General features: G+C 69.0%; 12 protein-coding genes and 1 tRNA gene. 8 read left to right on the top strand and 5 right to left on the bottom strand.

Going from position 1 to position 12,150, the window contains the following annotated elements; genetic code table 11:
• Window positions 1–228: 228 nt before the first annotated feature.
• From ACOZ38_RS41945 to ACOZ38_RS41935, 3 genes are all read right to left on the bottom strand, one after another.
• Window positions 229–1,035, bottom strand: a complete 807-nt coding sequence (locus ACOZ38_RS41945; protein WP_424536403.1) for an S-methyl-5'-thioadenosine phosphorylase — start codon at window positions 1,033–1,035, stop codon at window positions 229–231.
• Window positions 1,036–1,377: 342 nt separating this feature from the next.
• On the bottom strand, window positions 1,378–1,728 hold the full coding sequence (locus ACOZ38_RS41940) for an FmdB family zinc ribbon protein (RefSeq protein WP_424536402.1): 351 nt from the start codon (window positions 1,726–1,728) through the stop codon (window positions 1,378–1,380).
• Between the two features lie 334 nt (window positions 1,729–2,062).
• The gene (locus ACOZ38_RS41935; RefSeq protein WP_424536401.1) at window positions 2,063–3,565 is read right to left on the bottom strand and encodes a potassium/proton antiporter; all 1,503 of its coding nucleotides are present in this window, start codon (window positions 3,563–3,565) and stop codon (window positions 2,063–2,065) included.
• Between the two features lie 129 nt (window positions 3,566–3,694).
• On the opposite strand from ACOZ38_RS41935, the gene ACOZ38_RS41930 reads away from it, so the two are divergent.
• A complete protein-coding gene (locus tag ACOZ38_RS41930; protein ID WP_424536400.1) occupies window positions 3,695–4,762 on the top strand; it encodes an LCP family protein in 1,068 nt (355 codons plus the stop codon).
• A 4-nt stretch (window positions 4,763–4,766) separates the two neighbouring features.
• On the opposite strand, the gene ACOZ38_RS41925 is transcribed toward ACOZ38_RS41930, so the two are convergent.
• Entirely contained in the window at window positions 4,767–5,327 is a 561-nt protein-coding gene (locus ACOZ38_RS41925; RefSeq protein ID WP_405142005.1) for a 5-formyltetrahydrofolate cyclo-ligase, read from the bottom strand.
• 25 nt (window positions 5,328–5,352) lie between these two features.
• On the opposite strand from ACOZ38_RS41925, the gene galU reads away from it, so the two are divergent.
• From galU to ACOZ38_RS41890, 7 genes are all read left to right on the top strand, one after another.
• Window positions 5,353–6,258, top strand: coding sequence for a UTP--glucose-1-phosphate uridylyltransferase GalU (gene galU / locus ACOZ38_RS41920; RefSeq protein ID WP_405142004.1), 906 nt, complete (start codon window positions 5,353–5,355; stop codon window positions 6,256–6,258).
• A 54-nt stretch (window positions 6,259–6,312) separates the two neighbouring features.
• The gene (gene glp / locus ACOZ38_RS41915) at window positions 6,313–7,521 is read left to right on the top strand and encodes a gephyrin-like molybdotransferase Glp (RefSeq protein WP_405142003.1); all 1,209 of its coding nucleotides are present in this window, start codon (window positions 6,313–6,315) and stop codon (window positions 7,519–7,521) included.
• Window positions 7,518–7,988 carry a cyclic pyranopterin monophosphate synthase MoaC gene (moaC, locus tag ACOZ38_RS41910; protein WP_405142002.1) on the top strand — a complete coding sequence of 157 codons (471 nt, stop codon included), beginning with the start codon at window positions 7,518–7,520 and terminating at the stop codon, window positions 7,986–7,988. Before glp ends, moaC begins: the two co-directional genes overlap by 4 nt.
• Window positions 7,985–8,464 carry a MogA/MoaB family molybdenum cofactor biosynthesis protein gene (locus tag ACOZ38_RS41905; RefSeq protein WP_405142000.1) on the top strand — a complete coding sequence of 160 codons (480 nt, stop codon included), beginning with the start codon at window positions 7,985–7,987 and terminating at the stop codon, window positions 8,462–8,464. Before moaC ends, ACOZ38_RS41905 begins: the two co-directional genes overlap by 4 nt.
• Window positions 8,465–8,536: 72 nt before the next feature.
• Window positions 8,537–9,169 (top strand): GNAT family N-acetyltransferase, encoded by a 633-nt coding sequence (locus ACOZ38_RS41900; RefSeq protein WP_405141999.1) that lies wholly within the window; start codon window positions 8,537–8,539, stop codon window positions 9,167–9,169.
• A 236-nt stretch (window positions 9,170–9,405) separates the two neighbouring features.
• On the top strand, window positions 9,406–10,233 hold the full coding sequence (locus ACOZ38_RS41895; protein WP_424536399.1) for a hypothetical protein: 828 nt from the start codon (window positions 9,406–9,408) through the stop codon (window positions 10,231–10,233).
• 299 nt (window positions 10,234–10,532) lie between these two features.
• Window positions 10,533–10,606 (top strand) — tRNA-Ala (locus tag ACOZ38_RS41890).
• A gap of 320 nt (window positions 10,607–10,926) precedes the next feature.
• Here the strand turns inward: ACOZ38_RS41890 and ACOZ38_RS41885 are convergent.
• Window positions 10,927–12,069 (bottom strand): DUF5937 family protein, encoded by a 1,143-nt coding sequence (locus ACOZ38_RS41885; protein WP_424536398.1) that lies wholly within the window; start codon window positions 12,067–12,069, stop codon window positions 10,927–10,929.
• Window positions 12,070–12,150 lie beyond the last annotated feature (81 nt).

Genomic DNA, 12,150 nt, shown 5'->3' with positions numbered 1-12,150 from the left:
TACACGTAGTGCGGCCCGCATGGCTGTCTCCTGCGGCTGAGGTGTACGTCGACATTCAGGACAGAGTTCGATGGCGCGGCTTCGGGTAGCGCCCTAGCGAGATCCTTCGTACGGGCGGGCGGGCAGGTCACCTGCGGAAGCCCTAGGGCGAAGGGCGAGGCATGGCGGGCTGGAGTTGGGGTGTGGAGCTTGAGGGCCGTAGTTCGGTGAGTCGGGGTTGTGGAGGGGTCAGGGGAGTTCGAAGGGGAGGTTGATGCCGTTCAGCACGTCGCCGCAGGGGCAGGTGCGCTCCGTCGGGAGATCCTCGACCACCGAGCCGACGAGGGCTCGCATGCGCTCGCTGTTGGCCGCGAAGAAGGCGAAGACTTCATCCTGGGTGACGCCCTCACCCGTGTCGACGCCGGCGTCATGATCGGTGACGAGGGCCAACGTCGTGTAGCAGAGGGCCAGTTCGCGGGCGAGAACGGCCTCTGGGTAGCCCGTCATGCCGACGATCGACCAGCCGTTGGAGGTGAACCAGCGTGACTCCGCCCTGGTGGAGAAGCGGGGGCCTTCGATGACGACGAGAGTGCCGCCGTCGACGGCATCCCAGCCGCCGGACTCGGCCTTCGAACAGGACAGAGCCCTGCCGACGGGGCAGTAAGGATCGGCGAACGGGACGTGGACCGCGCCGTTCGCGTCGTAATAGGTCTGCACCCGGCCCGATGTGCGATCGACGAGCTGGTCAGGGATCACAAGGGTGCCCGGTCCGTACCGCACCTGGAGAGACCCGACGGCGCTCGGTGCCAGCACCTGGCGCACGCCGAGGGAGCGAAGCGCCCAGAGGTTCGCCCGATAGGGAATGCGATGGGGAGGAAACCGGTGGTCGCGGCCGTGGCGGGGCACGAACGCCACTGAGCGCGAGCCGATGTGGCCCACAGTGATGGTGTCGCTCGGAGGCCCGTACGGCGTGGCGACGTCGATCTCCTCGGCATCATCGAGGAGGGAGTAGAACCCTGACCCGCCGATGACCCCGATGTCCGCTCTCATGACCATGGCGCAGACACTAGCGCCCCAGGCCCGGGCAGAAGAGATCAGAGTCGAGACCTGTGGATAACCCTGGCCGTGAGATCGCCGGTGGGGCGGAAGTCGTGGTGCGTTGCGATGGGGGAGGCCGGGCCGCTAGAACGCACCCTGTGACCGGCCGCGTGCGGTTCTGCGAGCCACTTGCGACGACCAGTCATCGCAGGCGGTCGGGTTGATGGTGTCGCGTCCGCCTTGCGCCGCGAAGAGGGCAACGCCACGCGGGGTCCCGAGATCTACGGCCAGTGCATGGGAGAAGGCAGGCGTCCAAGCGAGGTTGTACGGCCTGCGGGAGCCGTACAACCCAGGGCGTCGTCAGGCTGCCGAGCTGCTCGCGGGCGCCGAAGAACTCGCCGAGGCGGGCTCCTTCTTGGTGGAGGTGGTGGTTCCGGAGTCGGAGCCGCCGGAGTCCCCGGAGCTGCTGGAACCAGAGGAAACCGAGGAACCGGAAGAAGCGGCGGAACCGCTGGACGTCGAGCTTCCGGTGGACGAGCGGTTGTCCGTCCGATAGAAGCCGGAGCCCTTGAAGACGATGCCGACGGCCGAGAACACCTTGCGCAGTTGGCCCTCGCAGCTCGGGCATGTGGTCAGCGCGTCGTCGCTGAATCTCTGGACGACCTCGAGCCCTTCACCGCAAGCGGTACAGGCGTACTGGTAGGTGGGCACGCACTCCTCCTCGTATGACTCACGCCGAGTATGACTCACGCAGACTGGCACTCTACCGATGCGACTGCTAATGGTACGCAGCCGATTAGGCTAAACGCCACCCAGGCAGGTTCTAATCCCCGTCACAAGCCCTGTGGGGTGCCCCGTAAAGGCTCTGCGGAGACGAGCCGGCGGGCTGTGACGAGCGCGGCTCCGTACCTGGTCGCGAGCTCCATTGGGGCTGGAGCCTCCGAGCGGGGCACGGCGAGGCGACGAGACCGAACTGGGGCTGTCGAATGCGTTAGAGCCGGGGCCGACGTCAGGGGACCAGACTGCCGGCGACGTCGGCTCAGGGTCACTCGCCGCGTTCGCCGTACCAGCCGGCGAGTTTGCCCCGGCGGCTCACCGCTCGGAGGCGGCGTTCGACGGTCTGCCTGTATGCGGCCGTGGTGACGACCAGGAGCTGGTCCTCGGCTCGAAGGCGCGTGGAGCCCTCGGGGACGAAGGAGCGGCCCTCGCGTACGACCATCGTGACGGCCGCGTCCGAGGGCAGGCGGAGCTCGAAGATCTCTACTCCGTGCAGCCCTGAGCCCGGCGGGATGGTGATCTGAAGGAGGTCGGCGTTGAGCTCTTCGAGCGGAGCCGCCTCGACACCCAGGTCACGGGCCTCGTCGAGCGCGTTGACCCGCAGGATCCGCGCGAGGTACGGCAGCGTCGGCCCCTGCACCATCGTGAAGACGATCACGATGACGAAGACCTCGTTGAACACCCCCTTGGCACCGATGAGCCCGGTGGCCCACGGGATGGTGGCGAGAACGATGGGCACCGCCCCCCGCAGTCCCGCCCAGGACAGGAACGCCTGTTCGCGCCAGGAGAGCCGGTCCACCCGCGCCAGCCGTACGATCAGGGCGGAGACCACGACGGACAGGGGCCGGGCGAACAGCAGCAGGACGAGGCCGGCGATCAGGCCGGGCACGACGGCCGTGGGCAGCTCGTGCGGGCTGGCGAGTATGCCGAGCATGACGAACAGGCCGATCTGCGCCAGCCACGCGGCCCCCTCGGCGAAGCCCCGGGTCGCCGCCCGGTGCGGCAGCCGCGTGTTGCCGAGGACGAGCGTGGCGAGGTACACCGCGAGGAAGCCGCTTCCGTGCAGCAGGGCCGCGCCGCTGTAGGCGATGAACGCGAGGGCGAGCACGGCGATGGGGTAGAGACCGGACGACGGCAGAGCCACCCTGCGCAGCGCGTATCCCCCGAGGGGGCCGACCGCGAGGCCCACCGCGCACCCGACCGCGAGCTCGAAGAGCGCGTCGAAGACGACGTGCCCCACGCTCGGCAGGGGTGTGTTCACCTGACTCAACATGGCGACGACGATGACCGTGGGCGCGTCGTTGAAGCCGGACTCGGCCTCCAGGATGCCGGACAGGCGCTGGGGGAGGCGAAGGCGCCGCAGCACGGAGAACACCGCGGCCGCGTCGGTCGAGGCGAGGATGGCCCCGAGCAGCAGGGCCGTACGCCAGTCCATCTTGAGCAGCCAGTGCACCGCGGCGGCGAGGGAGACGATGCTGATCGCCACTCCGACCGTGGCGAGCACCAGCGCGGTGGGTACGGGCCGGCGGACGTGCTGCCAGTTCGTGGTGAGGCCGCCCTCGGCAAGGATGACGGCGAGGGCGGCGAGGCCGATCTGCTGGGCGAGCTGCGCGTTCTCGAACTGGATGCCCAGCCCCGCCTCGCCGACCAGCAGGCCGAGCCCGAGGTAGATCAGCAGGCTCGGCAGTCCCGTGCGGTGGGCCACCCGTACGGAGGCGATGGCGGCGATGACGACGACGGACGCGAAGAGCAACCAGATATTAAGGTTCACCGGCCCCCCATCTCGCGTTTTCCGTCCATTGTGTCGTATTCGTGTGGGCCTCTACCACGATGAACTGCTATGAGCTACCGTCACACGCGACACAAGCGGCGCTATATCGACGGGTATCAGGTGACGGCAGTGACCGACGAGGCTTCCCCGGTTCTGGAGAACACGAGGAAGGATGATCCCGCCGGTGGCGAGGAGGCCGTGCCGGCGGAGCCGCCCAAGAAGCGGCGCCTGCTGCGCCGGCTGCTCATCGTTACGGGGCTCATCTTCGCCATGGTCTTCGCGGCGGGGTTCGCGCTGGTGATGGAGCGTCAGATCACGCTGAACGGCAACATCGCGCGTATCCCTGGAGCGTTCCCCGAGGACGTGGGGCGGCCGGTCAAGGCCGTCGGGGAGGCGCAGAACTGGCTGCTCATCGGGTCGGACAAGCGGCCGGGCGAGTCGGGCAACCAGCGGGCCGACACGATCATGATCGTCCATGTCCCGGCCGGCCGGGATCGGCTCACCCTCATCGGCATCCCCCGCGACTCTTATGTCCGTATCCCCGGGCACGGAAACAACAAGATCAACGCAGCGTACGCCTTCGGTGGCCCGAAGCTGCTGATCAAGACGGTCGAAGACCTCACCAAGGTGCGCATCGACCACTTCGCGGCGCTCGACTTCCAGGGATTCGTCGCGATGACCGAGGTGATCGGCGGCGTCGACGTCTACGTGGCCCGCAAGGTGTACGACCCGATGAACAAGATCACATGGCCGCAGGGTCAGGTGCACCTGCAGGGTGAGAAGGCGCTCCTGTTCGTGCGGCAGCGGTACAACCTGCCGGGGGGCGACTTCGACCGCATCAAGCGGCAGCAGGCGTTCGTCGGCGCGATGGGTCACAAGATCATCAGTAAGGAGCTGCTGACCGATCCGTTCAAGCTGAACGCCTTCCTGGAGGCGCTCACGAAGGCGGTCAGCGTCGACTCGGGCGTGACCCTGAGCACGCTGCGGGACCTCGCCCTGGAGCTGAGGGACATCCGGCCGGACACCGTCGACTCCACCACCATCCCCACGATCGGCACCGCGACCATCAAGGGCGCCAGCGTCGTACGCCTCGACAAGCAGGCCGGTATGTCGTTCTTCGAGGCGGTCAGGAACGACACCCTGGAGGAGTACTTCAACGACAGCGGCGGCCTCAACGACCTCACGATCGTCCCGTGACGCGTCAGAAGGTGATGATCCCGGACGGGAGCGCCGCCATCGAGACGGCCTGGTCGTGCGGCTCCGAGGGGATGCCCTCGATCAGCTCGCCCTCGTGGAGCAGCGCGACCGTCGGCACGTTCGGGCCGACCCGCGCCAGCGCCCGGTCGTACGAGCCGCCGCCGCGCCCGAGCCTGACCCCGCTGGACCGGTCGACGGCCAGCGCGGGCACGATGACCAGCGCGGCGGTGCGGATGGTGTCGACCCCCCGCCGCGTGTCCACGGGCTCCATGACGCCGCGCGGCCCGGGGGCCATCGAGTCGGGCCCGTCGTACACCGCCCAGTCGAGGTCGTTGTCCGGTTTGAGCACGGGCAGTATCACCGTGGCGCCGTGCTTCCAGAGGGCGAACACCAGGCCCTGCGTCGCCGGCTCCGTGCCCACCGACCAGTAGCACGCGACCAGCCCGGCCATCTGCACCCAGGGCTGGTCGAGTAGCGTTTCCCTGATCGCGGTCGCCGAGCCGCGCGGATCGGAGAGCCCTGCTCGTGCGGCGACGATCCTCCGGCGCAGCTCCGCTTTGTCCACTCGGCCCTCCATTAAGGTGCATCCCATGGCTGACTACGATCCAGTGACGAAAGTCGTCATCCCCGCCGCCGGTCTCGGCACGAGGTTCCTGCCGGCGACCAAGGCGACCCCCAAAGAGATGCTGCCGATCGTCGACAAGCCGGCCATCCAGTATGTCGTCGAAGAGGCGGTCTCGGTCGGGCTCCTCGACCTCCTCATGGTGACAGGCCGGAACAAGCGTTCCATCGAGGACCACTTCGACCGGGCGTACGAGCTGGAGGAGGTCCTCGCCGCCAAGGGCGACTCCGAGCGGCTCTCGCAGGTTCTCGAGCCGGTGGAGATCGCCACCTTCCACTATGTGCGGCAGGGTGAGCCCAAGGGCCTCGGTCACGCGGTCCTGTGCGCGAAGCAGCACGTCGGCGACAACCCGTTCGTCTGCCTGCTGGGCGACGACCTCATCGACCACCGCGACCACCTGCTGAAGCGCATGATCGAGGTGCGCGACACCTACGGCGGCAGCGTCGTCGCGCTGATGGAGGTGCCGAGGGAGCAGGTCTCCCTGTACGGCTGCGCGGCGATCTCGCCGACCTCCGAGGACGACGTGGTCCGCGTCACGGGGCTCGTGGAGAAGCCCGCGCCCGAGGACGCCCCGTCGAACTGGGCGGTCATCGGGCGTTATGTCATCGACCCCGCGGTGTTCGAGGTGCTGGAGAACACCGCTCCTGGACGTGGCGGGGAGATCCAGCTCACCGACGCGCTGCTGGAGCTCGCCGGTCGTTCCACGGACGAGGGCGGCCCGGTCCACGGCGTGCTCTTCCGTGGGCGCCGTTACGACACCGGTAACAAGATCGACTACCTCCGCACGGTCGTCCAGTTCGCCGCTGATCGTCCTGATCTCGCGCCCGAGTTCATCTCGTGGCTGCGCGAGTTCCTGGACGAGCTGCCCAAGTAAGGCACCGTTCGATGCGATGAAGCCTCCACAGACGGGTCGATGCGAATGGACGCGATGAAGACGGTTGACGCCCATCTGGCCGAGATCCTCGGCGCGGTGCGCCCACTGGATCCGGTCGAGCTCGACCTGGAGGAGGCGCTCGGCTCCACCCTGGCCGAGGACGTCACCTCGCCGGTCGCGCTGCCGCCCTTCGACAACTCCGCCATGGACGGCTATGCCGTACACGCCGGGGATGTCGCGGGGGCGACCGGCGACGCCCCCGTGGTGCTGCCGGTGACCGTCGACGTGCCCGCGGGCGACACCGCGTCGCGGGTCGTCGAGCGGGGAACCGTCACGCGCATCATGACCGGGGCGCCCGTGCCCGAGGGCGCCGACGCGGTCGTGCCCGTCGAATGGACCGACGGGGGCACCGTCAAGGTGTCGATCAGCCGGCCGGCGCCGCCGGGCAACGCCATCCGCAGGTCGGGGGAGGACGTCCGGGCCGGCGACCTCGTGCTGGCCGCGGGCACCGTGATCGGCCCGCCCCAGCTCGGCATCCTCGCCGGGGTCGGGCGGCGTACGGTCCTCGCCCATCCACGCCCGCGCGTGGTGGTGCTGTCCACCGGCGCCGAGCTGGTCGAGCCGGGCAGGCCGCTGGGGCACGGGCAGATCTGGGAGTCCAACAGCTTCACCATGGTCGCGGCCGTCCAGCAGGCGGGCGGGGTGGCGTTCCGCAGGAGCGCCGTGGGCGACGATCCCCAGGAGTTCTTCACCACCCTGCACGGCCTTCTCGGCGAGGCCGACGCGGTGATCACCACGGGCGGCATCTCGATGGGCGCGTACGAGCCCGTCAAGGAGGCGCTGTCGCCGCTGGGCACCGTGCGGTTCGAGAAGGTCGCCATGCAGCCGGGCATGCCCCAGGGCTTCGGGCTGCTTGGCGACCGCCGGGTGCCGATCTTCACGTTGCCCGGCAATCCCGTCTCCTCGTACGTCTCTTTCGTGCTGTACGTGAAGCCCGCGCTCGCCAGGATGCGCGGCGTCGCCGCCGGGCCTCCCGCCACCGTGACCGCCACCACCGCGGCGGCGTTGCGTTCCCCGGCGGGCAGGCGCTCCTTCCTGCGCGGGGTGCTCAGCGTGGACGGCGGGAGCGCCGTGGTGACCCCCGTGCACGGGCAGGGGTCCCACCAGCTCGCGGCGCTCGCGGGAGCCAACGCCCTGATCGTGGTACCCGAGGATGTCACCGGCCTGCCCGAGGGTGCGGCCGTGGAGGTGATCCCGCTGTGAGCGAACTGACGCATATCGACGAGTCCGGCGCCGCCCGCATGGTGGACGTGTCCGCCAAGGACGTCAGCGTCCGCACGGCCCTCGCCACAGGCCGGGTGCTGCTGTCACCGGAGGCCGTGGCGATCCTCCGGTCCGGCGCGGTGCCGAAGGGCGACGCGATCGGGGTCGCCCGCATCGCCGGCATCCAGGGCGCCAAGCGAACGCCCGACCTGATCCCGCTCTGCCACCCGATCGCGCTGCACGGGGTGAAGGTGGAGGTCGTCGTGGTCGACTCGGGCGTTGAGATCACCGCCCGGGTGAAGACCGCCGACCGTACGGGCGTGGAGATGGAGGCGCTCACGGCCGTCTCGGTCGCGGGCCTGGCGATGATCGACATGATCAAGGCGGTCGATCCGGCGGCGGTGATCACCGATGTGCGGGTCGAGGAGAAGACCGGTGGGAAGACCGGCGTCTGGACCCGGCCGTGAGGGCGCTGGTGGTGACGGCCTCCAACCGCGCCGCCGCCGGAATTTACGCCGATAAATCGGGACAACTGCTGGCCGAGCTGCTCGCTGAGGCCGGCTGCGAGCAGGTGGACGGCCCGAAGATCGTCCCCGACGGTGAGCCCGTCGAGGCCGCCCTGCGCGAGGGCGTCCGCGAGGGGTACGACGTGATCGTCACCACCGGAGGCACCGGGCTGACCCCGCAGGACCTCACCCCGGAGATGACGGGCCGGGTGATCGAGCGCGAGATCCCCGGCATCGCGGAAGCCGTACGGCAGGCCAATCGCGAGAAGGTGCCCACCTCGATCCTCTCGCGCGGGCTCGCAGGTCAGGCGGGGACGACCCTCATCGTCAACCTTCCCGGGTCCTCGGGAGGCGTGCGGGACGGCATGGCCATCCTGGCTCCGATCCTCCGGCACGCCGTCGATCAGATCAGTGGTGGCGACCATCCCCGCCACTGACAAGGCACTGTCAGGGCGTGGGTCTGGCCCCCGCCATGGCGAATTCGGGGTCGGACAGGGGATGATTGACGCGTGGATCGACTTCGCGGCTGGCCGGCGACCCTGAACGAGGGACCGGTGGGACTCAGGCCGCTGCGTCTGCGCGATGTCAGTGCCTGGCGCGAGACGCGACTGCGCAACGCCGACTGGCTGCGACCATGGGAGCCGAGCAACCCCGAGACCCCGCTGTTCCGCACCGGCCTCGGGCCGTACATCTCCATGGTGGGCACCCTGCGGCGTGAGGCGCGGCAGGGCCTCGCGCTGCCCTGGGTCGTGACCTGGCGCGGGGCCTTCGCCGGCCAGCTCACGGTGGGCGCGATCGTCTGGGGCTCGGCGAGGTCCGCCCAGGTCGGCTACTGGGTGAGCGGCACCCTCGCGGGGCGCGGCATCACTCCCACGGCGCTCGCGATGGCCGTCGACCACTGCTTCTTCACGGTCGGCCTGCACCGCCTGGAGGCGAACATCAGGCCCGAGAACCACGCCAGCCGGCGGGTGGTGGAGAAGCTCGGCTTCCGCGAGGAGGGGATCCGCCGCCGGCAGCTCCACATCGACGGCGCCTGGCGCGATCACATCTGCTACGCCCTGACGCTCGAAGACGTGCCCCGGGGGCTGCTGGCCCAGTGGCGGCAGACCCGGGAGAAAACCGCCCACGACGGCTCCTCCTAGACGGCCATAGACAGCTTTGACACAGGCCTGGCGATAAACAGGTTGACGATCTCGCGACACACCGCACCGAATGCTCGTCAACCAGTGACACGCGGTCCTACGGTGCGTGACGTGAGCACATTTGCGACCCCACCGGCCCTGCGGTGTGTTCACGCTGCCCGCAGCAGGGCTCTCCGGCCTACTGTCAGGCGCGGACCTTTGATCGCGCCGGCGGACGTTGGCCGGGAGGTGGGCGGGTGAGCAGCGCCTTCCTCTATCTCGGCATCGTGCTCATGTGGCTGTGCGTCCTTGTGCCGATGTGGCTGCGCCGTGACCGTCACTCCGTCGAGATGGCCGAGCTCTACAACGAGGGCGAGGAGTCCGACGGGGACACCCTCGCCGACATCCCGGTCTCCGAGGTCCCGTCCGGCCATGCCGCTCTCGCCACGGACACCGCCGACGACGAGATCACCATGGAGCTCGGCACCCCTGAGCCCCGCGTCGAACCAGTCCCGCACGCCTCACCTCGTACGGTGTCCCACACGCGCGCCGATGCCGAGCCGTACGGGACGAGCAAGCCCGGCGCCTCCTCTCCAGTGGGCGACACCACAGCGATCAACGGTCCGAGGGACGGCTCTGCCGAGGATGCCTCCGACGGCTCCACCGCAGCCGAGTCCGAAGCCGTTCCCGAGGAACTTTCGGAAGAGGATCTGTTCCAGGCCGAGTGCCGCCGCCGGGCGCGGGTGCTGGCACGCCGCCGCCGATGGCTTCTCTGGACCGTGCTACTCCACCTCGCCTCGGTGGTGACGGCGGCCGTCGGCGTGGCCCCTTGGTGGAGCGTGGCGCCTTCCGCCGTCCTGCTCGTGTCCTACCTCGCGGTACTGCGCGTCGCCGTGGCGGCGGACGCGGAGCGGCGCCGGGAGGCCGCCAAGGCCCGCGCCGAGCGGGACCGGAGGGCACGCGAGCACCAGCGTGCGCTCGAAGAGGCCGCCCAGCAGGCCGAGGCCGAGATCCTCGAGTTCCGCAAGCGCGTCGAGCCCTTCGACCAGTACGCGGACCGCACCCGCCGCGCGGTGGGCGACTGAGCCACCCTCGGCTGTTGGCCGCCCCTTACGTCTAGAAGTGCTCTGCTGTGGTCATTCGGATGCACAGCGATCTTGGTTTTGGGTCCGGCCCTGGAGGAGGGAGGCACGTCTCAGGGCTTCAGATGCCCTAGAAGGCCTTGACCAAGACGCTCCGATGCATCTCCCACCCTCAGTCGCGCCAGACGCCCCACGGTGGCCGACACGGCGGGCCAGATGCTCATGATCACATTCTCACCGGCGGACTGCCCGTCTGAGTGGCGCGGGTGGTCGCCAAAGTTTGCTAATCTGGTCGAGTCCTAGGGGCTGTAGCGCAGTCCGGTAGCGCACTTCGTTCGCATCGAAGGGGTCAGGGGTTCGAATCCCCTCAGCTCCACCCAGGTCAAAGGCCACCTCCCATCACGGGAGGTGGCCTTTTTTGATCTCCGTACAGCGCGTTGTACAGCAACGACTCTTCGACTCGGAGGCCGCTCCAACGCCGGGCGAGGTTGAGCCGGCCGGCGCCGAACGGCTCACCGGATGAGAGATCGAGTCTGGCGCACTTACGTGGGTGCGATCAGCTTGCTCACATCATCGCTTCGTGAGTCGGGTTGGCGTGTGGCGATCGTCACCAATGGGACGGCGGACAACTCTCCGTGACCCCGACGGGACGTAACCAGGCTCTCCCTCTCCCGGGCCGGGGGCGGACGTCCCGGCTCAGCCGAACAACCTCTCCAGAGCGTCTGCCAACCTGCCCTGTGTGGCCCGCACCAGCCGGTAGTAGACGTAGTAGCTGTGCCGCTCGGGCTCTGCCCAGCCCGCCTCGGCAAGAAGTTTTAGGTGCTTGGAGATGGCCGCCTCGGTAAGCCCGATCAGCCCGGCGAGCTCGCGGGTGGATCGCGACCGCTCGGCCAGGAGCTGGAGTATCTGCAGCCGGGTGGGGTGGGCGGCGGCGCGCAGCAGCTTGAGGAGGTCCTCTGAGGGGACCGGCGGGTGCGCCTTGCGCTGCATCGCGTCCAGCGTGTAGGTGATCTGCACGCTCTGCTGGTCGCCCCCCGCCTGGCGCTCCCGTCGGCCGACGACGGTGAGCAGCGGCCAGGCGAAGTGGGACGGCACGAGCAGGAGGCGGTCCTGCCTGGCGAGGGTGGACTCCAGCGGGACGATGTCGGCGCGGCTTCGCGCCGATGCGATCGACACCTCGTCCCCCTCCTGGACGACGCGGAGCTGGGGCGCGAGCCCCTCCAGCATGGACGCCAGGCCGTTCTGGTAACTGGCGCTGCTGCGCGCGGCGATGTCGGCCAGCAGATACCTCTCCAGGTTCGGCCACTCCGGGGCGAGACAGGCGTCCCAGTACGCGGACAGGAATTCAGCGAACCGTTTACGGGATCGTTCGGGATCCTCGATGAGCTCCCGCAGAATAGGCAGCGAGGCCGGGTGCCGTTCCCGCACCGCGTTCACCGCCCGCTCGCGCAGAACGGGATCGGCATGGACATCCTCCAGCCGGACACGAAAGACGCGCCCGTTCACCACCAGGGCTTCGGCGAGCAACTGTTCCGCGTAATGCTCCACCGGCGCTTCGCGCAGCGCGGCCAGTTCCTCCGGCCACGACGACACCTCATCTGGACGCCAGATTTGGGGGAAACCCAGCGGACGGCCCTGGCACCAAAAGGCGAACTGGTCGGCCTGGTCCTTCAGATCGGCGTCCAGGCGCTCGCGGGCCTGCAGCGCCCAGGAAATGTGCAGCGGATGCTGCCTGACCGAGCCCAGCACGTGCAGGCTTCGCAGCGCCTCGTGGGCCGGTGAGCAGCCGAAGGCCACCACGCCTGGAGCCGTCGCGCTCAGGCGTACGCGCATGTTCATCGTGACACTCCATCGGGTTCGATTAACTCGTTCGTCAATCAGTTGGGAAGGGCCGTAATGGTGCCATACAGTCCCTCTGTC

The organism is Sphaerisporangium viridialbum, from assembly GCF_049674955.1.
Classification (GTDB): Bacteria; Actinomycetota; Actinomycetes; order Streptosporangiales; family Streptosporangiaceae; genus Sphaerisporangium; species Sphaerisporangium viridialbum.
The sequence above is the reverse complement of the archived record's forward strand: the minus strand, read 5'-3'. Positions and strand labels throughout refer to the sequence as shown.